Origin of the sequence: Mycobacterium gallinarum, from assembly GCF_010726765.1 — a bacterium.
Taxonomy (GTDB): Bacteria; Actinomycetota; Actinomycetes; order Mycobacteriales; family Mycobacteriaceae; genus Mycobacterium; species Mycobacterium gallinarum.
Genome location: NZ_AP022601.1, coordinates 2,195,687 through 2,219,223, shown reverse-complemented (window position 1 = coordinate 2,219,223; position 23,537 = coordinate 2,195,687). Strand labels below are relative to the sequence as shown.

The window sequence follows — 23,537 nt, the reverse complement described above, 5'->3', positions numbered from 1 at the left end:
GTGGCGAGAAGCCCGCAGTTAGTTAGCCTAGCCTAACCTGCATGCGAGGCGAGGCGTCCCGCCCGGCGGGTGCATTCCGCCCCGCTGACATACCCCAGCTGATCTACCGTGTGGCGGTGACCACCCGGCGCGCGCTGAGCGTTGTCGCCGCGCTGTGGATATCGGCGGCCGTCATCTTCATCGGTTTCGAGGCCATCGCGGCGGCCGCGATCCCGTCCTACAGCTACACCGCGAAGTACATAAGCGTGTTGGGCGTCCCCGAATGGTCACCGCGCGCGACGCTGATGAACTGGGGTTTCTATCTTCAGGGCGCGCTGTTCCTCGCCGGTGCTGTGGTCGCGGTGCGCGCCGTTCATCCTCGGCGGACCGGCGTGGCATTGCTGTTACTGACAGCCACGAACGCCGTCGGGAATTTCCTCGTCGGATTCGTGCACGGCTTCTCGCCGTTGTGGAACGACGGCTACGAATGGCTGCACGGGTTCGGCGCATTTCTCGCGATAGGCGGTGGAAATGCGGCGATCGTGGTGGGTTCGGTGGTGGTTGGCCATGCCGTGTCGGCTCGCTGGTATCAGCCGATCGGGGTGATGATTGGAGTGGCGGGCCTGGTGTCCGCCGCGTTGCTGCACACGTACACCAGTTGGGCAGTGGATTTTTCGCACATCGGCCTCGTCGAACGGGCCTGTGTGTACACGATCATCGGCTGGCAGGTTTTCACCGGCATCGTCCTATTGGCCCGACCTCGCAACGACGTTGCGGCGCCACGCGTAGAAGAAGGAGTGGCTTGATGGCCGAGACGACGCGAGTGGTGCTGGCCGACGACGACGTCCTGCTGCGGGCCGGTTTGGCCAGCCTGCTCGAGGGCGCCGGCTTCGAGGTCGTGGGCCAGGCCGACGACGGCGGGCAGTTGCTCGACCTGGTCCGCGCGATGACGCCCGACCTCGTGGTGACCGATATCCGGATGCCACCCACCAACACCAGCGAGGGCCTGGACGCCGCCCGACAGATCCGGCAGGAACTGCCGGATACCGCGATCATGGTGCTGTCCGCACATGTCGCCGTCGACGATGCGATGGATCTGCTGGCCGCGGGGGACCGCATCGGTTACCTGCTGAAGAGCCGCGTCACCGATGTCGCCGATTTCATCGACTCGCTGGAGCGTGTCGCGCGGGGGGCGTCGCTCGTCGACCCGGCTCTGGTGCGCGAACTCGTCTCGGCGCGCAAGCGGGACGACCCGCTGAGCGTGCTGAGCGAGCGCGAGAGCGAAGTCCTCGCGTTGATGGCCGAGGGTCGATCCAATGCCGGTATCGCGCACCGTATTTGGGTCACCGAGGGCACAGTGGAGAAGCACATCCGCAGCATCCTGAACAAGCTGAGCTTGCCCGAGACGGGTGAGGATCACCGCCGCGTACTCGCGGTGCTCGCCTTCCTCGACGCCCGCTAGATCGACACCTGTTCGGACATGGGTGCATCCATGTCGAACACCCGCGCGTGCAGCACGATTCGGTTGCGCAGCGCCGAACGCACGGCGCGGTGCAGCCCGTCCTCGAGGTAGACGTCGCCGTTCCACTTCACCGCGTGCGGGAACAAGTCGCCGTAGAACGTCGAGTCCTCCGATAGCAACCGATCGAGCGCCAGCACGGTCGTCGTCATCACCAGTTCGTCGAGCCGGATCTGTCGGGGCGGGATCTGCGCCCACTGTCGATGCGACAGCCCGTGATCGGGGTAGGGCCTCCCGTCGAGCACGCCCTTGAAGATCACCGGAGCCGCCCCGGCTTCGATTTCTGGGACTTCTGGCTCCGCGCCGCAACCCACCCCCGCGTCGTCCCCCGAGGCAAACGCATCACTCGCAGAGGCTATCGCAAACGGCTAGTTCGCAACGCAATCATCCGCCGTGCGGTATCGCCGCTGATGATGCCCGTAAAATGAATCAACCGGTACGGGAAAGGTAGGTGAACGCATGGGTAGCGCCGAAGATCGACGATTCGAGGTGCTGCGCGCGATCGTCGCCGACTTCGTAGCCACCAAGGAGCCTATCGGCTCGAAGTCACTCGTCGAGCGCCACAATCTCGGCGTCTCCAGCGCGACCGTCCGCAACGATATGGCGGTCCTGGAGGCCGAGGGTTACATCGCCCAGCCGCACACAAGCTCGGGCCGAGTGCCGACCGAAAAGGGCTACCGCGAATTCGTCGACCGGCTCGAAGACGTCAAGCCGCTGTCCTCGGCCGAACGCAGCGCGATCCTGGGGTTCCTGGAATCCGGCGTCGACCTGGACGACGTGCTGCGCCGCGCGGTGCGGCTGCTCGCTCAGCTGACCCGCCAGGTCGCGATCGTGCAGTACCCGACGCTGTCGACGTCGTCGGTGCGCCACCTCGAGGTGGTTGCGCTGACACCGGCACGGCTGCTGCTGGTCGTCATCACCGACACGGGTCGCGTCGACCAGCGCATCGTCGAACTGGGCGACCCCCTCGACGAGCATGACGTGGCCAAGCTGCGCGATCTGCTGGGCCAGGCGCTGGAGGGCAAGCCGCTGGCCGCCGCGTCGATCGCGGTCGCCGATCTGGCGTCGCAGCTCAACGGCAACGGCGGGCTGGCAGACGCGGTCGGGCGGTCGGCCACGATGCTGGTGGAGACGCTCGTCGAGCACAGCGAGGAGCGGCTGGTGCTGGGCGGAACGGCCAACCTGACCCGCAACACCGCTGACTTCGGCGGGTCGCTGCGGTCAGTCCTCGAAGCGCTCGAGGAGCAGGTGGTGGTGCTACGACTGCTGGCCGCGCAGCAGGAGGCCGGCAAAATCACCGTGCGAATCGGCCACGAAACCGAAGCCGAGGCAATGGCCGGAACTTCGGTGATTACCACCGCATACGGAAGTTCGGGCAAGGTGTACGGCGGCATGGGTGTGCTGGGCCCCACCAGAATGGACTATCCCGGAACTATCGCCAATGTCGCCGCGGTTGCTCTCTATATCGGGCAAGTGTTGGGTAGCCGGTAGTACCGGCGACGAACAGACACGAACCAGCAGGAAAGGTCAGGCAAGGTCAGCGTGGCACGCGATTATTACGGGCTGCTCGGCGTGAGCCGAGATGCGAGTGATTCGGAGATCAAGCGCGCGTACCGAAAGCTGGCCCGGGAACTGCATCCCGACGTCAACCCCGACGAGGAGGCGCAGGCGCGGTTCAAAGAGATCAGCGCCGCCTACGAGGTCCTCAGCGATCCCGAGAAGCGCCGCATCGTCGACCTCGGTGGCGATCCGCTGGAATCGGCCGCGTCCGCAGGAAACGGCTTCGGTGGTTTTGGGGGCCTCGGCGACGTGTTCGAGGCGTTCTTCGGCGGCGGAGGCACCTCTCGCGGGCCGATCGGCCGCGTTCGGCCGGGTTCGGACTCGCTGCTGCGGATGCGGCTGGACCTTTCCGAGTGCGCGACGGGCGTGACCAAGCAGGTCACCGTCGACACCGCCGTCCTGTGCGACCTCTGCCAGGGCAAGGGCACCCACGGCAACTCCAAGCCCGTCGCGTGCGACACCTGCCACGGAAGCGGTGAGGTGCAGACCGTGCAGCGCTCGCTGCTCGGCCAGGTGATGACGTCCCGGCCCTGCCCGGTGTGCGGCGGGATCGGCGAGGTCATCCCGGACCCGTGTCATCGGTGCGGTGGCGACGGTCGCGTGCGGGCTCGACGCGAGATCAGCGTCAAGATCCCCGCGGGCGTCGGTGACGGCATGCGCGTCCGGCTGGCCGCACAGGGCGAGGTCGGACCCGGCGGCGGGCCTGCTGGTGACCTCTACGTCGAGGTGCACGAGAAGGCCCACGACGTGTTCGTGCGCGACGGCGACGATCTGCACTGCACCATCTCGGTGCCGATGGTCGACGCGGCGCTGGGCACCACCGTCACCGTCGACGCGATCCTCGACGGCCCGACCGAGATCACGATCGCGGCGGGCACCCAACCGGGACAGGTCACGACGCTGCGCGGACATGGGATGCCGCACCTGCGGTCCGGGGTGCGCGGAGATTTGCACGCCCACATCGACGTCGTGGTGCCGTCGCGATTGGACCACGAGGACATCGAGCTGTTGCGCAAGCTGAAGGAGAAGCGCAGCCGCGACATCGCCGAAGTGCGTACCGCGCATGCGAATTCATCCGGTGGCGGACTCTTCAGCCGCCTGCGCGAAACGTTCACCGGTCGCTGAGAGACCGTGACCGAGGCGCTCTTCTACGTCGATGCGCTGCCCGCAGAAGGTGATCTCGCCGTCGTCGACGGTGACGAAGGCTTCCATGCGGCCAATGTCCGGCGCATCCGACCAGGCGAGGAACTCGACCTGAGCGACGGAGCCGGCGCGGTGGCCCGGTGCGTTGTCGAAGATGTCGGCAAGGGCATGCTGACCGCCCGCGTGCGCGACCGCAGGACCGTTACGGCACCCACTCCGAGCATCACCGTCGTGCAGGCGCTCCCGAAGTCGGACCGCTCCGAGCTGGCCGTCGAGCTCGCCACCGAGGCAGGTGCCGACTCGTTTGTCGCATGGCAGTCGGCGCGTTGCGTGGCGCGATGGGACGGACAGGCCCGCGTGGACAAGGGGCTGCGCCGGTGGCGGGCCGTCGCCAAGTCGGCGGCACGGCAATCGCGGCGGCCGTACATCCCCGATGTCAGCGGCGTGGTATCGACTAAGGAGCTGGTGGAGCGAGTGCGCGACATGGCGACCACGCCGGTGCTCGTCCTCCACGAATCCGCGACGCAGCCGATCACCGAGGTGCCCGTCGCCGATGCCGAGACGCTGCTGCTGCTCGTCGGCCCGGAGGGGGGCATCGACGACGAGGAGATCGCCGCCCTGTCCGGGGCGGGGGCCACGGTCGTGCGGCTCGGGCCAACGGTGTTGCGTACGTCGTCGGCGGCGGCGGTCGCGCTGGGGGCTCTCGGTGTGCTCACCCGGCGCTGGTCATGAGCCGGCCCGCGGCCTAACCATTGGGTTGCATCGGTACCCGGCGGTAAACTGGGTACTCCCAGGCAAACAAGCAGGCGAAACCAGGAAGCAGGCAGAAAACCGCACGTGACGCCCAGCGAAACGAACGCTGACTCCGACGCGACCGTTCGCAGCAGCATCGATGTTCCGCCCGACCTCGTCGTGGGCCTGCTTGGATCCGCCGACGAAAACCTGCGCGCACTCGAACGCATCCTCGCTGCCGACATCCATGTCCGCGGTAACGCGCTGACCCTGTCCGGTGAGCCCGCCGATGTGGCGCTGGCCGAGCGGGTGATTTCCGAGCTCGTCGCGATCGTCGCCAGCGGACAGCGGCTCACCGCCGATGCCGTCAGGCACAGCGTCGCCATGCTCACTGGAACCGGCAATGAATCACCCGCCGAAGTACTGACCCTCGACATCCTGTCGCGGCGCGGCAAGACCATCCGCCCGAAGACGTTGAACCAGAAGCGTTATGTCGACGCCATCGACGCGCACACCATCGTCTTCGGCGTCGGCCCCGCAGGCACCGGTAAGACGTATCTGGCAATGGCCAAGGCGGTCAACGCATTACAGTCGAAACAGGTCAACAGGATCATCCTCACCCGCCCCGCGGTGGAAGCCGGTGAGCGCCTTGGGTTCCTGCCCGGCACGCTGAGCGAGAAGATCGACCCTTATCTGCGGCCGCTGTACGACGCGCTCTACGACATGATGGATCCCGAGTCGATCCCAAAGCTGATGAACGCCGGCATCATTGAGGTTGCCCCGCTGGCGTATATGCGTGGCCGCACACTTTCGGATGCGTTCATAATTCTGGACGAAGCGCAGAACACCACCAGCGAGCAGATGAAGATGTTCCTGACCCGTCTGGGTTTCGGGTCGAAAATCGTTGTCACCGGGGATATCACGCAGGTGGACCTGCCCGGTGGGGCATCGTCGGGACTGCGGACGGCGATGCGGATTCTCGATGGCGTCGACGACATCCACTTCGCCGAGCTCACCAGCGCCGACGTGGTTCGCCACCGGTTGGTGGCCGACATCGTCGACGCGTATGCGAAGTCCGAGGAGCCGGATCTGATGAACAGGGCGCAGCGACGTGCTTCCGGTAGTCGGCCGCGGCGGTAACGGAATTCAACGATGAGTATTGAGGTGTCCAACGAATCGGGCATCGACGTTTCCGAAGAGGAACTGATCAGCATCGCCCGATTCGTCATTCGCAAGATGAAAGTCAACCCGGCCGCCGAACTGTCGATGGTGCTGCTCGACACGGCAGCGATGGCAGACCTGCACATGCGGTGGATGGACCTGCCCGGTCCCACCGACGTGATGAGCTTCCCGATGGACGAGCTCGAGCCGGGCGGGCGGCCCGACGCGGCCGAACCGGGGCCGTCGATGCTCGGCGACATCGTGCTGTGCCCACCGTTCGCCGCCGATCAGGCTGCCGCGGCAGGTCATTCGCTTGGCCAGGAACTGGCGTTGTTGACGGTGCACGGCGTGTTGCACCTGCTCGGGTACGACCATGCCGAACCCGATGAGGAGAAGGAGATGTTCGCGCTGCAGCGTCAACTGCTTGAAGAGTGGGTCTCCGACCAGGTCGAGGCGTACCACCAGGACCGCCAGTCCGAGAAGGATCGGCGCCTACTGGACAAGTCCCGATTCTTCGACGAACAGTGAACAATCTCGGTCAGTTGATCAGCGCGATCGTATTGGTCGGCGTGGCCGGTCTTTTCGCGGCGACCGACGCGGCGATCAGCACGGTGTCGATGGCGCGCGTCGAGGAACTCGTGCGCGACGAGCGTCCCGGTGCGGTGCGGCTGGCGAGGGTGATGGCCGAGCGTCCGCGCTTCATCAACCTCTGCGTCTTGCTCCGAATAGCCTGCGAGGTCAGCGCGACGGTGCTGCTGGCCGCCTTCCTGGACGACTATTTCGGGGTGAGCTGGGGACTGGTCTCGGCCGCGGCGATCATGACGGTGGTCAGCTTCGTCGCGATCGGTGTCGGCCCGAGGACCGTCGGCCGGCAGAACGCCTATTCCATCTCGCTGGTGGCTGCGCTTCCGCTGCAAGCGATTTCGATCGTGCTCACCCCGGTGAGCCGCCTGCTTGTGCTGCTCGGTAACGCGCTGACCCCGGGCCGCGGTTTCCGCAACGGGCCGTTCTCGTCCGAGATCGAGCTGCGTGAAGTCGTCGACATGGCGCAGCAGCGCGGCGTGGTGGCCGACGACGAGCGGCGGATGATCCAGTCGGTGTTCGAGCTCGGCGACACCCCGGCTCGCGAAGTCATGGTGCCACGCACCGAAATGGTGTGGATCGAGGGTGACAAGACGGCGGGTCAGGCGACCTCGCTGGCGGTGCGCAGCGGACACTCGCGCATCCCGGTGATCGGCGAGAACGTCGACGACATCGTCGGTGTCGTCTACCTGAAAGACCTTGTCCAGCGGACGTATTACTCCAACAACGGCGGACGCGACACCAAGGTGTCCGAGGTGATGCGGCCCGCAGTGTTCGTACCGGACTCCAAGCCGCTGGACGCGCTGCTGCGCGAGATGCAGCTCGACCGCGTTCACATGGTGCTGCTGGTCGACGAATACGGTGCGATAGCCGGGCTGGTCACCATCGAGGATGTGCTCGAGGAGATCGTCGGTGAGATCGCCGACGAGTACGACACCGACGAAGTCGCGCCCGTGGAAGAACTGGGCGACCGTCGATACCGCGTGTCGGCGCGCCTGCCGATCGAGGATCTCGGCGAGCTGTACGACATAGAGTTCGACGAGGACCTCGACGTCGACACGGTCGGCGGGCTGGTGGCCTTCGAGCTGGGCCGTGTCCCGTTGCCGGGTGCCGAGGTGACGTGGGACGGGCTGCGACTGCTCGCCGAGGGCGGGCGGGATCATCGCGGACGTGTCCACATCGGCACCGTCCTCGTCAGCCCGAACGAGCAACCGGAGGGCGACGATGAGTGAGCTTGATGCCGAGGACGCCAAGTTGGTCACGCTGGCACGCGGCGCGATGGGCCGGGCCGACGCGTCCTGTGGTGCAGCGGTGCGCGACCTCGACGGGCGCACCTACGCCGGCGCTCCGGTCGCTTTGAACTCGCTGGAGCTGACCGCGCTGCAGGCCTCCGTCGCGGCGGCGGTGTCCAGCGGTGCGACCGGATTGGAGGCCGCCGTGCTGGTCGGTGGAAGCGTCGACGACGCAGGGATAGCCGCGGTGCGCGAGCTGTCGGCCGACGCCGTGGTCATCGTCACCGACCGGGCTGGTAACGCCTTATGACAATCGAGACTGCTGATAGATCGCGGTTCGAGCTTTTTCTGCGAACTCTCAGCAGTCTCGGCGGGAAAGAGTCGCAGTGAGTAACGAGTTTCGTTCGGGCTTCGTCTGTTTCATCGGGCGGCCCAACACCGGCAAGTCGACGTTGACCAACGCCCTGGTCGGGACCAAGGTGGCGATCACCGCCAACCAGCCGCAAACCACCCGCCACACCATCCGCGGCATCGTGCACCGCGAGAACTTTCAGATCATCCTGATCGACACCCCGGGCTTGCACCGGCCGCGCACGCTGCTGGGCCAGCGGCTCAACGATCTGGTGAAGGACACCTACTCCGAGGTCGACGTCATCGGGCTGTGCATCCCCGCCGACGAGCGGATCGGACCGGGGGACCGCTGGATCCTCGAGCAGATCCGCGCGATCGCGCCAAGGACCACGCTGGTCGCGATCGTCACCAAGACCGACAAGCTCGCACGCGATCGCGTTGCCGCCCAACTGATCGCGGTGAGCGAGCTGGTGGGCGGGGACACCGAGATCGTTCCCGTGTCGGCGACCACCGGTGAGAACCTCGACGTGCTGACCGACGTGCTGGCCGCCCAGCTGCCGCCGGGCCCGGCTTTCTACCCTGACGGGGAGCTCACCGACGAGCCCGAAGAAGTGTTGATGGCCGAGCTCATCCGCGAGGCCGCACTCGAAGGTGTGCGCGACGAGCTGCCGCACTCACTGGCGGTGGTCATCGAGGAGGTCGAGCCACGCGAAGGGCGGGACGACTTGATCGACGTCCACGCGATTCTCTACGTCGAACGCGACAGCCAGAAAGGCATCGTGATCGGCAAGGGCGGCGCCAGGCTGCGTGAGGTCGGCACCGCGGCCCGTATGCAGATCGAAAAGCTCTTGGGCACAAAGGTTTACCTCGACCTACGGGTCAAGATCGCCAAGAACTGGCAGCGTGACCCAAAACAGCTCGGACGTCTGGGATTCTGAGCGCTGGAAGAACCGTCCAGCGGCGTCGGTTACAGGTACGCGATGCAGTGGGCCGCGTCGCCCGGCGCCTGCTCGGCAACCACCGTGCCGTCCAAGGTGATACGGCATCCCTGGCTACCGGTCTTGGTGACCACGACGACCTGTAGCAGCGCCACGTCGGGGCCGATCGACACGGTCTGGGTGAACGGCGCCGCGGTGTCCTCGGGGATGCGGCCGCCCGGATCGAGGTCGATCGAGTACACCGTGCCTGATCCGGTGACCTCGTAGACGACGGTCCGTGATTGCGCGGATGCCGGCGCGATGCCGATACCCGCCGAGACCGCGGCCGCCGCGAATGTCAGCGCGGCGACCCTTGTGCAATTGATGCTCACGAATCCTCCCGAACAAAGATCTTTGCCACCCCGACGAAACCTGACGATAGCTTCAGGCCAGGCGCGAGTCAGTGATTTGAATATATTCGCTGCGGGGGGATATTTCAGCCCGGGAAGCCGGCTCCCGGCTGTCCGAACGGCCGGTTCGGTGACTGCACGGGAGGTGCGCCGTCACCCTTGCCGTAGACAGCGACCACGACGGTGCGGTCGATCAGATTCGCTGACCACACGCCGATGTCGACGTTCGAGCAGTCCGACATGATCGCGTTGTAGTCAGGGCGGTGATACCACTGGTTGATCAACTCGATGCCGCTGATCGCCAGTGCCGGATTGATGGCCGTCGTCTCGGCCACGGCTCCGGCGTAGCCGGCGTTGCGCGCACGGTCGGCCACAGTCGACCCGTCGGAACCGATGTCGCCGTTCAGTGCCCGATTGTTGAGGACGTCATCGGTGTGCCATTGCGCGGCCAACCGCAACTTCGGATTGATCTTGATGTCGGTGGTGCACCCGGCCTGGTGCTGCATGGTGTAGACGTTGGCGACCACGCTGTCGTTGAGCCGCTTGTTGTCAGCGCCAGCCGTCGGTGTCCCCAGCACGTTGCCGGCCGCCATCACCATGACCGGGAGTGCGTATGCGCAGTGCCACGCTTTCATGGGCGATGACATTACGCCACTTCGCCGGGCCTGATCTCCTCAATGGAACGGCCGGTCGGGTCCGGGTCGGGTGCCATCGACGGCGTCCACCACACCTCCGGTTGCTTGTTGGCCCAGCCGTTGATCGCCTCGAGCGCGGCGGCCAGCGAGATCAGCAACGGTTCACTGTTGGCCGGACCCATCAATTGCACCCCGATCGGCAGACCAGCGGACGTGAACCCCGCGGGCACGTTGATCGAGGGCCAGCCCAGGAGGTTCCACGGCCAGGTGACGGGACACGCCTGGATCATGGCGCGATCGGTGGCCAGGCCGCTGAGAGTGTCGTAGTCGTGGACGTTGGGGGGCGGTTGGGCAGTGGTCGGTGCCAGCACGACGTCGACGAGGTTGAAGATCCACTCGATCCGGCGGTGCGCCGCGGCCTCGCGGGCGCGTGCCTTGCGCAACGTGTGCTGTGACAGCATCCAGCCGGTCCGCATGTTCGCCTTCGTGCGCTTGTCCAGGTCGACGCCGTAGCCCAGGCGGTCGGCCCAGTCCAGCAGTCCCGAGGTCGAGCGCGACAGAAAGCTCCACGACATGGCCAGGTTGTATGCGGGATCGGCTTCGACGACCGTGTGCCCGAGCTCTTCGAGCTGGGCCGCTGTGGCGGCCATCGCGGCACGGATCTCGGGGTGCAGTTTGGCCCGGAAGACGGTGTACGGGAACTTGGTGGACAGCGCGATCCGCAGCGGTCCCGGTGCTCGGCCGACGTAGTCCGACATGTGGACGGGCGGTGGCTGGTGCAGGTCACCGGGAACGTTGCCCGACGCGGCGTCGAGCACGATCGCCGCGTCGGTGACCGTCCGGGCGAGCACACCGTTGACGGTGATGCCGTTGAACGCTTCAGGCAACGGCCAGGTGGAGATTCTGCCGCGCTGGGGTTTGATGCCGACGAGATGAGTCCACGCCGCGGGGATGCGGACACTGCCGGCCCCGTCGGATCCGATGGCCGCGGCCACCAGGCCCGCGGCCACCGCGGCCGCGCTGCCGCCCGACGATCCGCCCGGTGTGTGCTCGCGCGACCACGGATTGCGAGTGTGGCCGAAGGCCGGTCCGCTGGTGAACGGCCACTGGCCCAGCTCGCAGGTGTTGGTCTTGCCGACGATCACCGCGCCCGCGGCCCTGAGCCGTCGTACGACTTCGGAGTCCTCGCGCGCGGGCTCGATGTTGCCGGCCGCGCCGAATCGGGTGGGCACGCCCTTGACATCGACGTCGTCTTTGACGGCGATCGGTATGCCCAGGAGCGGATGTTTTGAAAGATCCTGGCCCGCTGCGCGTTTGCGGTCCGCCTCGGCGGCGTCCGCCAGCGCCTGTTCGGCCAGCACCACCCGGAACGCGTTGAGCGTGGGCTGGCTGGCGGTGATCGCGTCCAGTGAACGGCGCACCAGGTCATCGGATGTGACGGAACCACTCGCCAGCTGAAAAAGCTGCTGAGTGAGCGTGGGAAAACGGGTGAGCTCGACCATCACCTATAAAATACCGGCGCTGCGTACACCGAACATGTCCGATCGCAATGGGAGACTGTTGTGATGCGGCTGTACCGGGATCGAGCGGTGGTGCTGCGTCAGCACAAGCTCGGTGAGGCCGACCGGATCGTCACCCTGCTCACCCGTGACCACGGGTTGGTGCGCGCGGTGGCCAAGGGGGTGCGGCGCACCCGCAGCAAGTTCGGGGCCAGGCTGGAGCCGTTCGCGCACATCGATGTTCAGCTGCATCCCGGCCGGAATCTCGACATCGTCACCCAGGTCCAGGCCATCGATGCGTTCGCCACCGACATCGTCAGTGACTACGGCCGCTACACATGTGCGTGCGCGGTCCTCGAAACAGCCGAGCGCTTGGCAGGTGAGGAGCGGGCCCCGATGCCCGCACTGCACCGGCTGACCGTCGGCGCGCTGCGGGCGGTGGCCGACGGCAGCAGGCCCCGGGAACTCGTGCTGGACGCTTACCTGTTGCGCGCCATGGGAATCGCCGGTTGGGCGCCTGCGCTGACTGAATGCGCCCGCTGCGCGGCGCCGGGGCCGCACCGAGCGTTCCACGTCGGGGCCGGGGGCAGCGTGTGCGTCCATTGCAGGCCGTCGGGGTCGGCGACACCCCCGCAGGCGGTGATGGACCTGATGGCCGCGCTGCACGACGGGGACTGGGAGCACGCGCAGACGTCGACGTCGTCGCATCGTAGCCAGGCCAGCGGCCTGGTCGCCGCGCACCTGCAGTGGCATCTGGAGCGGCAGCTGCGGACGTTACCGCTGGTCGAGCGGATGTACCGGGTTGATCAGACAGTCGCCGACCTACGGGTTCCGCTGGTCGGGCAGGATATGGCGCATGGCTACCAAGAGGGGCAAGGTGAAGTACCCACAGCTGCCCCCGGCGCCTGACGACTATCCGACATTTCCCGACAAGTCGACGTGGCCCGTCGTCTTCCCAGAACTGCCGTCCCGCACCAACGGCAAGTTCGCGCGGCCACCACAGCACACGTCCAAGGCGGTCGCCCCCGAGATCCCGGCCGGGCAGGTACCCAATCACGTCGCGGTGGTGATGGACGGCAACGGACGGTGGGCCACCCAGCGCGGGCTGCACCGCACCGAGGGTCACAAGATGGGCGAAGCGGTGCTCATCGACATCACCTGCGGAGCAATCGAAATCGGCATCAAGCACCTGACGGTGTACGCGTTCTCGACCGAGAATTGGAAGCGCAGCAGCGAAGAGGTGCGCTTCCTCATGGGGTTCAACCGCGAGGTGGTCCGTCGTCGCCGTGAGAATCTCAACGACATGGGCGTGCGGATGCGCTGGGTCGGTTCGCGGCCGCGGATGTGGCGCAGCGTCATCAAAGAGTTCGACATCGCCGAGCAGATGACTGTCGACAACGACGTCATCACCATCAACTACTGCGTGAATTACGGCGGCCGCACCGAGATCGTCGAAGCGGCCCGCGAGCTTGCGCAGGAGGCTGTGGACGGCAAGATCAACCCGAGCCGGATCAGCGAGGCGGCCTTCGCCAAGCATCTGCACCGCTCCGACATTCCCGACGTCGACTTGTTCATCCGGACGTCGGGGGAGCAGCGGGCAAGCAACTTTCTGCTTTGGCAGGCGGCCTACGCCGAGTACGTCTTTCAGGACAAGCTGTGGCCCGACTACGACCGCCGCGACCTGTGGGAGGCGTGCGAGGAGTACGTGAACCGCAACCGTCGATTCGGCCGGGCCGAATGATGTACCTGAGCGGCCGGGCCGAATGATGTACCTGAGCGGCCGGGCCGAATGATGCACCTGAGCGGCCGGGCGTGATGTCCATGCAGGATCGCCTGGCCGCCGTCCTCGGCGAGGTGGTGACGCTGAGTCGGGAAGAGGACGGCGCGATCACCCTGCACCACGATGGCACGGTCGCATCGCTGCGGGTGGTCGAGATCGCCGAAGGTCTGGAGCTGGTGTCGCTCACCCAGATCTTGGCGTGGGACCTGCCGCTGGACGCCAAACTCCGTGCGGCGGTGGCCGATCACGCGCACAACACCCTGCTGGGCACTGTGTCACTGGCGAGCAAGAGCGGCCACAAAGAGGTCGCGGCCGGAGCCAAGCGGAACTCCAAGAAGGTCGCGGATGTGTTGCTGCGCTACAACTTTCCCGCAGCGGGTCTCACTGACGCAGCGTTGCGCACGCTGATCCTGATGGTGCTGGCCACCGGTTCCGACGTGCGGCGCGCCCTAACCTGACGGCTTGGCGCTCGTGCATGCCCCGCACAGACCGAAAATCTCGATCGTGTGACTGATGTCAGAGAAGCCGTGCTTGCGGGCGACTTCGGTCGCCCACGTCTCGACCTGATCGCCCTGTACCTCGACTGTCGAACCGCACGCCCGGCACACCAGATGGTGATGATGGCCGTCGGAGCAGCGCCGGTACACGGCCTCGCCGGTGTCGGTGCGCAGCGCGTCGACGACGCCGGCGGCGGCCATCTGCTGCAGGGTGCGGTAGACGGTGGTGAGCCCGATACCCTCACCGCGCCTGCGCAATTCGTCGTGTAACTCCTGGGCGGATCGAAATTCGTCGAGCTTGTCCAGTAGTGCGGCGATCGCGGCGCGCTGCCGGGTGGAGCGGACTCCGGTAGCGGCCGGCGCGGGCCCCGTCACTGGTGGCCCTCCGCAGCGTGCGTCACGGCTGCGACGACGATGTCGGCCAGGTGGTGATCGACCAGGCGGTACATCACCTCTCGTCCCGACCGCGAGCCCGCCACCACCCCGGCGGACTTGAGGATCCGCAGATGCTGGCTGACCAGCGGTTGGGGCACCGCCAGCGCGTCGACGAGTTCGTGGACACAGCGCGCCGACTCGCGCAGTTGCAGCACGATCGCAATGCGCACCGGGGCGGCCAACGCCCGCAACAGGTCGCCGGACGTGTCGAGCACGTCGCGGGGCGGCAGCTCGGGAAACGGCTCGCCACTGTGATCGTGACCGTTCTCGACGGGATCTTCGGCGAAAGTAGAAACCGTTTTCATTATGGCGCCCAGAATACATGCAGACTTCCGCATGTCAACCGTGTGCGCGCTTCTCGCTAGGGTGTTATCCCGTGGCTTCCATCATCGACACCGTCGCCAACCTCGCCAAGCGTCGTGGACTCGTCTTCCAGTCCGGCGAGATCTATGGAGGCACCAAGTCGGCGTGGGATTACGGCCCACTCGGAGTGGAGCTCAAGGAGAACATCAAGCGCCAGTGGTGGCGTTCGGTCGTCACCGGTCGCGACGACGTCGTCGGCTTGGACAGCGCGATCATCCTGCCCCGCGAGGTGTGGGTGGCCTCGGGGCACGTCGAGGTGTTCAACGACCCGCTCGTCGAGTGCCTGAACTGCCACAAGCGCCACCGTCAGGACCACATGCAGGAGGCGTACGCCGAGAAGAAGGGGACGCGCGACACCGCCGTTGATCCAGACACCGTGCCGATGTCGGAGATCGCGTGCCCGGACTGCGGCACCAAGGGGCAGTGGACCGAGCCGCGCGACTTCAACATGATGCTCAAGACCTACCTCGGCCCGATCGAGACCGAGGAGGGCCTGCACTATCTGCGTCCAGAGACTGCGCAGGGCATCTTCGTCAACTTCGCGAACGTCGTCACCACCGCGCGGAAGAAGCCGCCATTCGGCATCGGCCAGATCGGCAAGAGCTTCCGCAACGAGATCACGCCGGGCAACTTCATCTTCCGCACCCGCGAGTTCGAACAGATGGAGATGGAGTTCTTCGTCGAACCCGACAGCGCCCCCGAATGGCACCAGTACTGGATCGACACGCGGCTGCAGTGGTACGTCGATCTCGGCATCGACCGCGACAACCTGCGGCTCTACGAGCATCCGAAGGAGAAGCTGTCGCACTACAGCGACAGAACCGTCGACATCGAGTACAAGTTCGGCTTCCAGGGCAACCCGTGGGGTGAGCTCGAAGGTGTGGCGAACCGGACCAACTTCGACTTGTCCACGCACTCAAAGCATTCCGGCGTTGATCTGTCGTTCTACGACCAGGCGACCGAAACCAGGTACGTGCCCTACGTCATCGAACCCGCAGCCGGCCTGACGCGGTCGCTGATGGCGTTCCTGGTCGATGCGTATCGCGAAGACGAGGCGCCCAACGCCAAGGGCGGTGTGGACAAGCGCACCGTGCTCCGGCTCGATCCGCGGTTGGCTCCGGTCAAGGCCGCGGTGCTGCCGCTGTCACGCAACGAGCAGCTGTCGCCGAAGGCGCGTGATCTCGCCGCCGAGCTCCGCAAGTCCTGGAACGTCGAGTTCGACGATGCGGGCGCCATCGGACGGCGCTACCGCCGCCAGGACGAGATCGGCACACCGTTCTGCGTGACGGTCGATTTCGACACTCTCGAGGACCAGGCCGTGACGATCCGCGAACGCGACGCCATGACTCAGGAGCGCGTGGCACTCGACGCCGTCAGCGATTATCTCGCTATCCGGCTCAAGGGCGCCTAGAAGCGGCCGCCGCCGCCGCTGTAGCTGCGGCCCGACGATCGTGACGACCCGCCGAACGACGTTGACCGGCCCATCCCAAGCCCGCCGCCGAAACCGCCGCTGAAGCCGCCGCGCAGCGCGCCGCTGAGGATGTTGCCGATGATGATGCCGCCGATAACACCGCCCATATTGGAGCCGCTGCCGCCGCCGCCCCAGCCCGACGTGTAGTGCCGCTGCGCGGCCGCGACGTCGTTGCTCGCCAGCGTCTGCGCCTGCCCGGCCAGCATGTCGGCGCCGTTGGCGTGAGCGATCGCCTCGCTGATGTTCGTCGCCCGCTTGTCCTGCGCGGCCTGCAGCTGGCGGACGGCTTCGGCGAGCCTGGTGCGGGCCTCCGGCCCGATGCTGCCGCGGCGCGTGTCGATGAAGTCCGACACGCCCCGGACGCGAGACTGAGCGGAGAACAGCGCCTGATCGAATGCCCTGCCGAGGCGTTTGATGGCTTCTTGTTCCTCGAGAACCGTAGCCAGCAGCCGATCCAGCTCGGCGTCGGCTCTGGTCAGACGCGTGAACGCGCCCAGCGGGTCGGTGCCGCCGTTCTTTTGCGCGTCGGCGATACCGGCCGCGGCCTGGTCGCGCGCCGCGGTGAGCTCAGCCTGGTGAGTGGTCTTGCCCTGCTGTAGTAGTCCGTTGGCCTGGTTGACACCGTTCTGGACGTCGGCGATGGCGTCGGGGAGCGCCGCGACGGCGCGGTTGATGTCGACACCTGCGCTGTCGATCGCATCCAACAGCGAACGCGCCTGTCCCAGCGACGATTCCGCGGCGCGGATGGCGTCGACCAGACCCATTTGCTGGCCCACCGGCCGGGCGACGAGGTTACGGGCGGTGGTGATGTTCTGATCCGCGAAACCCAACCGCTGCCGTGCGGTGCTTACATTCTCGGCAACCGAAGTCAGTGCGGCAGCGTCGAATTGGTTGTGCAGCGTTGCCAGCGCTTGTTCCGACGGCTCGAGCCGGGCGGTGAGGTCGACCATCTGTTGGGTCAGGGTGTCCAGCCTGGTCGGTGCGTTGATCACCAGATCGCGCAGTTTGTCGAAGGCCTCTGATTGCGCCTCCAGTTCGCGGTCGGCCTTGGCGGCGGCGACGACCACGCGGGTCAGCAGGTCGCGGCGCTGTGCCTGTGTCTCGGGGATGGAGTCGTCGAGGATCTGCCGGACGTTGAACGCTTGCGCCAGCGTCGTCCTGGCGTTGCTGACGGCGCGACTGAACGATTCGGTCTGCGCGGTGCCGAATTCTTCAACAGCCAAAGCCAATTCGCTGTCGCTGGTTCGTAGCGCGTTGTCGACGTCGACCACCATCATCTTGGACAGATCATCGAGCGCGTCGATCGGGACAGCGGCCAACGCGTTGGGGTCGGACGGATCCACCCGCTTGGCCGCCGCGAACTCGGCTTCGCGCCGCTGGCGCCGCCGCCGCCGCGACCACAGGACGAGCGCAAGCACGATCACCGCGATGATCAGCAGCACGATGACTATCCCCAGCCACGAGATGGCCGCGCCGGGCGTCGCCGCCGATGGCGTGACCAACCCGTCTGCGGCGGCCACCGCGGCACCCGCCCAGTCTCTCTGCCGCAATTGCGGCTCGATCTCGTTGCGCTGCAATGCGCTCGCCTCGGACTGGCTGGCCACGGTCGACGGCACGAGGAACGCGTAGGACCGTTCGACGGTGGCGACTGCCAACAGTGCGTCGTAGTCGCCGAAGCTGCTGATCTGCATCGTGACGCGGGCCCAGCCGACCGGATCCTGGTCGAAACTGTCGACGTAGACGACCCACAGTCGGACGCGGCGCTCGTTGTATAGGTTGTCCACCGCACCCTCGACCTGCGCACGTTGATCGGCTGACAGCACGTCTGACCGGTCGGTGACGTAGTCCGGCACGCGGAAGGGTGGTTCGGCGGCAGTGGCCGGAGCGAGTACGAGGGCGGCGGTCAGCATTGCGAGCACGACGCTGAGCAAGCGGGCGATGCGCATGGTCGTCAATCTAGTACTGGCAGACTGTGCGGCGGTGGCAGCGAATCAGGATCTCTACGACAAGTTCGACCGCGAGCGGCTGGTGGTCGAGCCGCCGAAAGCTGCCGCGTTGCCGGGCACCGACACCGAGCACCGCACCGATTTCGCGCGCGACCGCGCCCGGGTGCTGCATTGCGCCGCGCTACGCAGGCTGGCCGACAAGACCCAGGTGGTGGGGCCGCGCCAAGGGGAGACGCCGCGCACCCGGTTGACCCATTCGTTGGAGGTGGCGCAGATCGGCCGCGGTATGGCCATCGGTCTGGGCTGCGACCCCGACCTCGTCGACATGGCCGGGCTGGCCCACGACATCGGCCATCCACCGTACGGTCACAACGGCGAACGCGCCCTCGACGAGATCGCCGCGGAATGCGGCGGCTTCGAGGCGAATGCGCAGAACTTCCGTATCCTGACCCGGCTGGAACCCAAAGTTCTTGGCCCGCAAGGTCACAGCGCCGGATTGAACCTCACTCGCGCGGGGCTGGATGCGGTGACGAAGTATCCGTGGCGCCGCGGCGGTCAGCGGCGCAAGTTCGGGTTTTACGAGGACGACGCGGCCGCCGCGGACTGGCTGCGCTCGGGTGTGCCGGAGGAAAAGCCGTGCCTGGAGGCGCAGGTCATGGACTGGGCCGACGACGTGGCCTACTCGGTGCACGACGTCGAGGACGGTGTCGTCTCGGGCCGTATCGACATGCGGGTGCTGGCCGATGACGACGCGGCCACTGTGCTGGGGCGCCTCGGCGAATCGAGCGGGATGGGGGCCGGACTGCGCTCCGACGATCTGGTGGCCGCCGCAGGCCGGCTGTCGAATCTGCCCGTCGTCGCGGCCGTCGGCAAGTACGACGGCACATTGGCCGCGTCGGTCGCGCTCAAGCGACTGACCAGTGAACTGGTCGGACGATTCGCGTCCGCGGCCATCGCGGCGACCAGGGAGGTGGCCGGAACGGGGCCGCTGGTGCGGTACCAGGCCGAGCTTCGGGTGCCGGGGCTGGTCAGGGCAGAGGTGGCGGTGCTCAAGATCTTGGCGCTGCAGTTCATCATGTCCGATCCACGGCACCTGGAACTCCAGGCACAACAGCGCGAACGCGTGCACCGCGTCGTGGAGTGGACGCTGGCCGGCGCACCCGCCACGCTCGATCCGATCTTCGTCCCCGCGTACAACGCCGCCGAGTCCGACGGCGCCCGGATGAGGGTCGTCATCGACCAGGTCGCTTCATTCACCGAGGGGCGATTGGAGCGCTTGGAACCGGCCTAAGCCTGATCGCGCGCGACGCCGGGCGCTCTAGACTGGCCCGGTGGCCGGCCGCATCCCCGATCGTGACATCGCGGCCATCCGTGAACGCGTACGCATCGAGGAGGTCGTCGGCGACTACGTGCAGTTGCGCCGGGCGGGTGCGGACTCGCTGAAGGGCCTCTGCCCGTTCCACGACGAGAAGTCTCCGTCGTTTCATGTGCGGCCCAACCACGGGCACTTCCACTGCTTCGGCTGCGGCGAGGGTGGCGACGTCTATGCCTTCGTCCAGAAGATCGAGCATGTCAGTTTCGTCGAGGCCGTCGAACTGCTGGCCGACCGCGTCGGCTACACCGTCACCTATACCGGCGGCTCGACGACCAACGTGCAGCGCGACCGCGGCAGTCGCAGCCGGCTGCTGGCGGCCAACGCCGCCGCCCAGGAGTTTTACGCCGAGGCGCTGAAGTCCGACGAGGCCGCACCGGCGCGCGAGTACCTGATCGAGCGCAACTTCGACGCGGACGCCGCGGCGAGGTTCGGCTGCGGTTTCGCCCCGTCGGGGTGGGAGACGCTGACAAAGCACTTGATGCGCAAGGGTTTTGAGTTCAAGGAGCTGGAGGCCGCGGGCTTGTCTCGCGAGGGCCGACGCGGCCCGATGGATCGCTTCCACCGTCGCCTGCTGTGGCCGATCCGCGCCAGCGGTGGGGAAGTGATCGGCTTCGGCGCCCGCCGGATCTTCGACGACGACCAGATGGAAGCGAAGTACATCAACACCCCGGAGACCGTGCTGTACAAGAAGTCGTCGGTGTTGTTCGGCCTCGATCTGGCCAAACGCGACATCGCCAAGGGACACCAGGCGGTCGTGGTCGAGGGCTACACCGACGTGATGGCGATGCACCTGTCCGGCGTGACGACGGCCGTCGCCTCCTGTGGCACCGCCTTCGGTGACGAGCACTTGGCGATGTTGCGGCGACTCATGATGGACGACAACTTCTTTCGCGGTGAGCTGATCTACGTTTTCGACGGTGACGCCGCAGGACGCGCCGCGGCGGTCAAGGCGTTCGAGGGTGAACAGAATCTCGCCGGGCAGTCGTTCGTCGCGGTGGCCTCAGAGGAGAAATTGGCCGGGATGGATCCGTGTGACATCCGGCTCCATTTCGGCGACGGGGCATTGCGGGATCTGGTGGCGCGACGCACGCCGCTGTTCGAGTTCGCCATTCGCACGGCCCTTGCCGACCATGACCTCGACAGCGCCGAAGGCCGGGTGAACGCCTTGCGGCAATGCGTGCCGATGGTCGCCGGCATCAAGGACAGCATGTTGCGCGACGAATACGCGCGCCGCGTGGCGGGCTGGGTCGGTTGGGCCGACGTCGCGCAGGTGATCGGCAGGGTGCGCGAGGAAGCGCAGAAGCGCGGTATGCCCGAGCGCGGTGGTCGGCGCCGCGCGGCTGCGGCAGAACACGGCGCACCACGGCAGGCGCGTCCTGCTGTGCCCAAGGCAGAGCGTCCCGATCCGGCCGATCCGACGCTGTGGCCGCAGCGCGAGGCGCTCAAGTCGGCGCTGCAACACCCGGCGCTGGCCGGTCCGGTGTTCGACTCGCTGACCGTCGAGAGCTTCACCCACCCCGGCTATGCCGCGGTCCGAAAGGCGATCGACGCCGCAGGGGGTGTGGCTGCGGGGCAGTCCGGCGGGCAGTGGATAGATGCGGTGCGCGGACATGCGGGGTCCGAGGCAGCCGCGGGCTTGGTCAACGAGCTCGGCGTGGAAACCATCAATGTCGACGACGACGAGAAGATGCGGCGCTACATCGCCGGAGTAATGGCGAGGCTGCAGGAAGTGTGGGTCGGACGGCAGATCGCCGAGGTCAAATCCAAGCTGCAGCGCATGTCGCCGGTTGAGCAGGGCGACGAGTATCACGCTCTGTTCGGGGACCTGGTCGCCATGGAGGCCTATCGCCGCAGCCTGCTGGAACAGGCCAGCGGCGACGACCTCACTGCGTGACACCGCGTAACGCGATAGGGTAGGCGCGCGATCAACCGTCGGGGAACGGTTAAGAAAGGCTCATTCGTGACATCGACCAAGAACCAGGCACGTCGGCTCATTGCCGTAGGTGCGTTTGCGGTCGCCGCCGTCGCGGCGCCCTTCGCAGCGTCCGCGCTGACAAGCGATGCGATTGAGAATGTGGCACTGCCTCCCGGCTGTCTGGCGTGGTTCGGCAACGCGGAAGATGGCAAGTGCCTGGGTTACTCCAACGGCAACGGAGTGAACATCGGTACCCCGGAATTCGGGTTCGAAGGCGGCAACGGATCGAACGGCGCGGGCTTCTCCACCGGCCCCCTGATCCCGGGCCGCACCATCACCGAGCCATACGCGCCCTAACTAGCGCTGCCGGCCCTTCGGCACGGCCTCCGGCCCGATCACGGTCGTTCCGTGGTCGATCTCTGACAGCGTGACCAAATGTGGGTCCGGTGACACCCGATCCGCGATCTTGCGACGCCCCGCATCGATCACCGCTTTGGCGGCCGGGCTCTCGGTGACCGCCCGGTATGTCCCGGCAATCTGTTCATACCGGCGTCGGCCTGCCTTCGTACCCAACACGTAGCCGACAGCCAGTACGGCGACATACCGGATCACTAGACCCCTCCCGGACGACGGTGCGATTCCACCATCCTGCCTCACATCCCTGGGTGCGTGTGGGGCGGAGGCGCATTGGCGATGCGAGCGGGAGGTGCGCTAGAGTCATGCCTCGGCCCGCGCTGATGAACACGTCGCGGGTGAGCCGTCCCCTGTAGCTCAACTGGCAGAGCATTCGGCTGTTAACCGAAGGGTTGCTGGTTCGAGTCCAGCCGGGGGAGCAAGATCCATCGAACGGATGATGCCGTCGGGTATCGCCCATCTTGCCAAGAACTCTCCAAGGCGCGCGTCCCAATCTTTAGCGCATGTTGATACGACGCACCTCACCCTGGATCCTCGGAACCGCGATGGCCGCAGCCATCGCTCATTCCGCATACGCCACGCAGATCGCTCAGGCTTTCGCCGACGCCTTCGAACCCGACCTCGACGCATGGGAGCACATCCCGGTGGGTCATGCCACCGCGGAGCTGGCCAGTTGATTACCTACGCGTACTGAGGCTTCGCGCCGCGAAGCCCCAGTACATGCGAGGCAATTGACTACCAGCAGGCTTGACGACGATCGGCCTGGAACAGGTTGTCAGCGGCGCAGGGTCCGGCGTTAGCGGACACCAGCTCGCGAATCTGGTTGTACAGATCGACGGTCGCGGTGGTGGCCAATCGCGCCGCCAAATCGAAGTTGTTGATCGGCGGGTTGCTGCCCGGGACCTGGATCATGCCGCGCGGGCTGTTCCAGGCGTCCTTGTTCAGCGTGGAGTGGCATTCGACGACTCCCGGCGGCGGACCACCTGGAGGGCAGCCACCCAACAGGTCGTCGTGGTTGGCCAAAACGTCGAAGTAGCCGGTGTGCAGGCCCGGCGGGAAGGCTGCAGGGTCGCAGGTGGGCATCAGCGGGGGCGGCATCCGGTCCGGCTGGTTGATCGCGATGTTGTCTTCGACCCAATTGGAGTGGGAGTAGAAGTCCTGCACCGCGTGCGCGAGCCCGCCGAAGGCGGCGCGGGCGCCCGGACCGTCGACCAGGTCGCTGCCACCGGGGCCCGCGGGCCGGGCACCGGCCAGGATGACCGGCGTGAAGAAATTCCACGCCTCCTGCGTCATGTTGCAGATCTCGACGGGATTGTTGGCGCCGTCGATGTGGCGGAACTCGTCGGCGAAGAACGCGTCGCTACCGACCGCACCGGCGCCCGGCGGCGGGCCAACCAGAATTTGGGCGATCGCAGTCTGATCAACCCCGAGGGGTTGTAGCGCATCGCGGGTGACGCGCTCATGGTTCTGGATTTGGAAGGCCTGGGCCGGCGGCGCGAGGGCACCGACGACCGCGGTTGCGGCCGCGACGACAGCAACCGAAAGACCAAACCTGGACGGGCGGAACGAGAACATCAATTACCTCCCCTGGTGCCTGGCAGGTCCGCTCGGACCAGCGATG

At 66.5% G+C, this 23,537-nt stretch carries 27 protein-coding genes and 1 tRNA gene; 19 read left to right on the top strand and 9 right to left on the bottom strand.

Translation table 11 applies throughout. The annotated features are described in order from the left end of the window. The first annotated feature begins 41 nt into the window (after positions 1 to 41). Both G6N42_RS11025 and G6N42_RS11020 read left to right on the top strand, forming a co-directional pair. Positions 42 to 785: a DUF998 domain-containing protein gene (locus tag G6N42_RS11025; protein ID WP_163729578.1), complete on the top strand. Its 744-nt coding sequence runs from the start codon at positions 42 to 44 to the stop codon at positions 783 to 785. Continuing rightward, positions 785 to 1,441 carry a response regulator gene (locus G6N42_RS11020; protein WP_163729576.1) on the top strand — a complete coding sequence of 219 codons (657 nt, stop codon included), beginning with the start codon at positions 785 to 787 and terminating at the stop codon, positions 1,439 to 1,441. The genes G6N42_RS11025 and G6N42_RS11020 overlap by 1 nt, the downstream gene beginning before the upstream one ends. Here the strand turns inward: G6N42_RS11020 and G6N42_RS11015 are convergent. Next, positions 1,438 to 1,758 (bottom strand): type II toxin-antitoxin system VapB family antitoxin, encoded by a 321-nt coding sequence (locus G6N42_RS11015; protein WP_163729574.1) that lies wholly within the window; start codon positions 1,756 to 1,758, stop codon positions 1,438 to 1,440. The genes G6N42_RS11020 and G6N42_RS11015 overlap by 4 nt on opposite strands. 199 nt (positions 1,759 to 1,957) lie before the next feature. On the opposite strand from G6N42_RS11015, the gene hrcA reads away from it, so the two are divergent. The 8 genes from hrcA to era all read left to right on the top strand — a co-directional run bounded on the left by hrcA (position 1,958) and on the right by era (position 9,197). Further along, positions 1,958 to 2,989 (top strand): heat-inducible transcriptional repressor HrcA, encoded by a 1,032-nt coding sequence (gene hrcA / locus G6N42_RS11010; RefSeq protein ID WP_083125294.1) that lies wholly within the window; start codon positions 1,958 to 1,960, stop codon positions 2,987 to 2,989. A 51-nt stretch (positions 2,990 to 3,040) separates the two neighbouring features. Beyond that, a complete protein-coding gene (gene dnaJ / locus G6N42_RS11005) occupies positions 3,041 to 4,183 on the top strand; it encodes a molecular chaperone DnaJ (RefSeq protein ID WP_163729572.1) in 1,143 nt (380 codons plus the stop codon). 6 nt (positions 4,184 to 4,189) lie between these two features. Further along, a complete protein-coding gene (locus G6N42_RS11000; RefSeq protein ID WP_163729569.1) occupies positions 4,190 to 4,933 on the top strand; it encodes a 16S rRNA (uracil(1498)-N(3))-methyltransferase in 744 nt (247 codons plus the stop codon). Positions 4,934 to 5,038: 105 nt separating this feature from the next. Beyond that, entirely contained in the window at positions 5,039 to 6,073 is a 1,035-nt protein-coding gene (locus tag G6N42_RS10995; RefSeq protein WP_163729567.1) for a PhoH family protein, read from the top strand. A gap of 12 nt (positions 6,074 to 6,085) precedes the next feature. Further along, complete coding sequence (ybeY, locus tag G6N42_RS10990; protein WP_163729565.1) at positions 6,086 to 6,622, top strand: rRNA maturation RNase YbeY; 537 nt, start codon at positions 6,086 to 6,088, stop codon at positions 6,620 to 6,622. After that, a complete protein-coding gene (locus G6N42_RS10985) occupies positions 6,619 to 7,908 on the top strand; it encodes a hemolysin family protein (protein WP_163729563.1) in 1,290 nt (429 codons plus the stop codon). The genes ybeY and G6N42_RS10985 overlap by 4 nt, the downstream gene beginning before the upstream one ends. After that, positions 7,901 to 8,218, top strand: coding sequence for a cytidine/deoxycytidylate deaminase family protein (locus G6N42_RS10980; protein ID WP_163729561.1), 318 nt, complete (start codon positions 7,901 to 7,903; stop codon positions 8,216 to 8,218). Before G6N42_RS10985 ends, G6N42_RS10980 begins: the two co-directional genes overlap by 8 nt. Positions 8,219 to 8,294: 76 nt before the next feature. Then, a complete protein-coding gene (gene era / locus G6N42_RS10975; RefSeq protein WP_163729559.1) occupies positions 8,295 to 9,197 on the top strand; it encodes a GTPase Era in 903 nt (300 codons plus the stop codon). Positions 9,198 to 9,226: 29 nt separating this feature from the next. Here the strand turns inward: era and G6N42_RS10970 are convergent, their stop codons facing one another. The 3 genes from G6N42_RS10970 to G6N42_RS10960 form a co-directional block, all read right to left on the bottom strand. Beyond that, positions 9,227 to 9,568 (bottom strand): MmpS family transport accessory protein, encoded by a 342-nt coding sequence (locus G6N42_RS10970; RefSeq protein ID WP_163729557.1) that lies wholly within the window; start codon positions 9,566 to 9,568, stop codon positions 9,227 to 9,229. A gap of 104 nt (positions 9,569 to 9,672) precedes the next feature. Continuing rightward, on the bottom strand, positions 9,673 to 10,221 hold the full coding sequence (locus tag G6N42_RS10965) for a CAP domain-containing protein (protein WP_163729556.1): 549 nt from the start codon (positions 10,219 to 10,221) through the stop codon (positions 9,673 to 9,675). A gap of 11 nt (positions 10,222 to 10,232) precedes the next feature. Continuing rightward, a complete protein-coding gene (locus tag G6N42_RS10960; RefSeq protein WP_163729554.1) occupies positions 10,233 to 11,723 on the bottom strand; it encodes an amidase in 1,491 nt (496 codons plus the stop codon). A 63-nt stretch (positions 11,724 to 11,786) separates the two neighbouring features. On the opposite strand from G6N42_RS10960, the gene recO reads away from it, so the two are divergent. From recO to G6N42_RS10945, 3 genes are all read left to right on the top strand, one after another. Next, the gene (recO, locus tag G6N42_RS10955; RefSeq protein WP_163729552.1) at positions 11,787 to 12,629 is read left to right on the top strand and encodes a DNA repair protein RecO; all 843 of its coding nucleotides are present in this window, start codon (positions 11,787 to 11,789) and stop codon (positions 12,627 to 12,629) included. Beyond that, positions 12,577 to 13,461: a decaprenyl diphosphate synthase gene (locus G6N42_RS10950; RefSeq protein WP_163729550.1), complete on the top strand. Its 885-nt coding sequence runs from the start codon at positions 12,577 to 12,579 to the stop codon at positions 13,459 to 13,461. Before recO ends, G6N42_RS10950 begins: the two co-directional genes overlap by 53 nt. A gap of 74 nt (positions 13,462 to 13,535) precedes the next feature. Continuing rightward, positions 13,536 to 13,958 carry a hypothetical protein gene (locus tag G6N42_RS10945; protein ID WP_163737307.1) on the top strand — a complete coding sequence of 141 codons (423 nt, stop codon included), beginning with the start codon at positions 13,536 to 13,538 and terminating at the stop codon, positions 13,956 to 13,958. Here G6N42_RS10945 and G6N42_RS10940 read toward each other — a convergent pair. Both G6N42_RS10940 and G6N42_RS10935 read right to left on the bottom strand, forming a co-directional pair. Beyond that, positions 13,950 to 14,372 carry a Fur family transcriptional regulator gene (locus tag G6N42_RS10940; RefSeq protein WP_163729547.1) on the bottom strand — a complete coding sequence of 141 codons (423 nt, stop codon included), beginning with the start codon at positions 14,370 to 14,372 and terminating at the stop codon, positions 13,950 to 13,952. The genes G6N42_RS10945 and G6N42_RS10940 overlap by 9 nt on opposite strands. Next, complete coding sequence (locus tag G6N42_RS10935) at positions 14,369 to 14,737, bottom strand: ArsR/SmtB family transcription factor (RefSeq protein ID WP_163729545.1); 369 nt, start codon at positions 14,735 to 14,737, stop codon at positions 14,369 to 14,371. Before G6N42_RS10935 ends, G6N42_RS10940 begins: the two co-directional genes overlap by 4 nt. 17 nt (positions 14,738 to 14,754) lie before the next feature. Between G6N42_RS10935 and G6N42_RS10930 the strand changes: the two genes are divergently transcribed. Next, positions 14,755 to 16,206: a glycine--tRNA ligase gene (locus G6N42_RS10930; RefSeq protein ID WP_163729543.1), complete on the top strand. Its 1,452-nt coding sequence runs from the start codon at positions 14,755 to 14,757 to the stop codon at positions 16,204 to 16,206. Here the strand turns inward: G6N42_RS10930 and G6N42_RS10925 are convergent. Next, entirely contained in the window at positions 16,203 to 18,212 is a 2,010-nt protein-coding gene (locus G6N42_RS10925; RefSeq protein WP_163729541.1) for a TPM domain-containing protein, read from the bottom strand. The two genes, G6N42_RS10930 and G6N42_RS10925, sit on opposite strands and share 4 nt — an antisense overlap. Here G6N42_RS10925 and G6N42_RS10920 point away from each other — a divergent pair. From G6N42_RS10920 to G6N42_RS10910, 3 genes are all read left to right on the top strand, one after another. Then, positions 18,211 to 19,503: a deoxyguanosinetriphosphate triphosphohydrolase gene (locus tag G6N42_RS10920; protein ID WP_434059575.1), complete on the top strand. Its 1,293-nt coding sequence runs from the start codon at positions 18,211 to 18,213 to the stop codon at positions 19,501 to 19,503. The two genes, G6N42_RS10925 and G6N42_RS10920, sit on opposite strands and share 2 nt — an antisense overlap. A 40-nt stretch (positions 19,504 to 19,543) precedes the next feature. Further along, positions 19,544 to 21,481: a DNA primase gene (gene dnaG / locus G6N42_RS10915; RefSeq protein ID WP_163729537.1), complete on the top strand. Its 1,938-nt coding sequence runs from the start codon at positions 19,544 to 19,546 to the stop codon at positions 21,479 to 21,481. A gap of 66 nt (positions 21,482 to 21,547) precedes the next feature. Beyond that, positions 21,548 to 21,859 (top strand): DUF7155 family protein, encoded by a 312-nt coding sequence (locus G6N42_RS10910; RefSeq protein WP_163729535.1) that lies wholly within the window; start codon positions 21,548 to 21,550, stop codon positions 21,857 to 21,859. Here the strand turns inward: G6N42_RS10910 and G6N42_RS10905 are convergent, their stop codons facing one another. Next, positions 21,860 to 22,114: a hypothetical protein gene (locus G6N42_RS10905; RefSeq protein ID WP_163729533.1), complete on the bottom strand. Its 255-nt coding sequence runs from the start codon at positions 22,112 to 22,114 to the stop codon at positions 21,860 to 21,862. A gap of 148 nt (positions 22,115 to 22,262) precedes the next feature. Here G6N42_RS10905 and G6N42_RS10900 point away from each other — a divergent pair. Both G6N42_RS10900 and G6N42_RS10895 read left to right on the top strand, forming a co-directional pair. Beyond that, positions 22,263 to 22,335, top strand: a tRNA-Asn gene (locus G6N42_RS10900). Positions 22,336 to 22,419: 84 nt separating this feature from the next. Then, complete coding sequence (locus G6N42_RS10895) at positions 22,420 to 22,593, top strand: thiazole synthase (RefSeq protein WP_163729531.1); 174 nt, start codon at positions 22,420 to 22,422, stop codon at positions 22,591 to 22,593. A 58-nt stretch (positions 22,594 to 22,651) separates the two neighbouring features. Here G6N42_RS10895 and G6N42_RS10890 read toward each other — a convergent pair whose 3' ends face one another. Then, positions 22,652 to 23,491 carry a hypothetical protein gene (locus G6N42_RS10890; protein WP_163729529.1) on the bottom strand — a complete coding sequence of 280 codons (840 nt, stop codon included), beginning with the start codon at positions 23,489 to 23,491 and terminating at the stop codon, positions 22,652 to 22,654. Positions 23,492 to 23,537: the final 46 nt, after the last annotated feature.

Bases quoted from the DNA above. Each gene is read 5' to 3' on its own strand.
- G6N42_RS11025 (WP_163729578.1), top strand. From the start codon at position 42: ATGCGAGGCGAGGCGTCCCGCCCGGCGGGTGCATTCCGCCCCGCTGAC.
- G6N42_RS11020 (WP_163729576.1), top strand. From the start codon at position 785: ATGGCCGAGACGACGCGAGTGGTGCTGGCCGACGACGACGTCCTGCTG.
- hrcA (WP_083125294.1), top strand. From the start codon at position 1,958: ATGGGTAGCGCCGAAGATCGACGATTCGAGGTGCTGCGCGCGATCGTC.
- ybeY (WP_163729565.1), top strand. From the start codon at position 6,086: ATGAGTATTGAGGTGTCCAACGAATCGGGCATCGACGTTTCCGAAGAG.
- G6N42_RS10980 (WP_163729561.1), top strand. From the start codon at position 7,901: ATGAGTGAGCTTGATGCCGAGGACGCCAAGTTGGTCACGCTGGCACGC.
- G6N42_RS10965 (WP_163729556.1), bottom strand. From the start codon at position 10,221: ATGAAAGCGTGGCACTGCGCATACGCACTCCCGGTCATGGTGATGGCG.
- G6N42_RS10960 (WP_163729554.1), bottom strand. From the start codon at position 11,723: ATGGTCGAGCTCACCCGTTTTCCCACGCTCACTCAGCAGCTTTTTCAG.
- recO (WP_163729552.1), top strand. From the start codon at position 11,787: ATGCGGCTGTACCGGGATCGAGCGGTGGTGCTGCGTCAGCACAAGCTC.
- G6N42_RS10950 (WP_163729550.1), top strand. From the start codon at position 12,577: ATGGCTACCAAGAGGGGCAAGGTGAAGTACCCACAGCTGCCCCCGGCG.
- G6N42_RS10945 (WP_163737307.1), top strand. From the start codon at position 13,536: ATGTCCATGCAGGATCGCCTGGCCGCCGTCCTCGGCGAGGTGGTGACG.
- G6N42_RS10935 (WP_163729545.1), bottom strand. From the start codon at position 14,737: ATGAAAACGGTTTCTACTTTCGCCGAAGATCCCGTCGAGAACGGTCAC.
- G6N42_RS10930 (WP_163729543.1), top strand. From the start codon at position 14,755: ATGCAGACTTCCGCATGTCAACCGTGTGCGCGCTTCTCGCTAGGGTGT.
- G6N42_RS10920 (WP_434059575.1), top strand. From the start codon at position 18,211: ATGGTCGTCAATCTAGTACTGGCAGACTGTGCGGCGGTGGCAGCGAAT.
- G6N42_RS10925 (WP_163729541.1), bottom strand. From the start codon at position 18,212: ATGCGCATCGCCCGCTTGCTCAGCGTCGTGCTCGCAATGCTGACCGCC.
- G6N42_RS10895 (WP_163729531.1), top strand. From the start codon at position 22,420: ATGTTGATACGACGCACCTCACCCTGGATCCTCGGAACCGCGATGGCC.
- G6N42_RS10890 (WP_163729529.1), bottom strand. From the start codon at position 23,491: ATGTTCTCGTTCCGCCCGTCCAGGTTTGGTCTTTCGGTTGCTGTCGTC.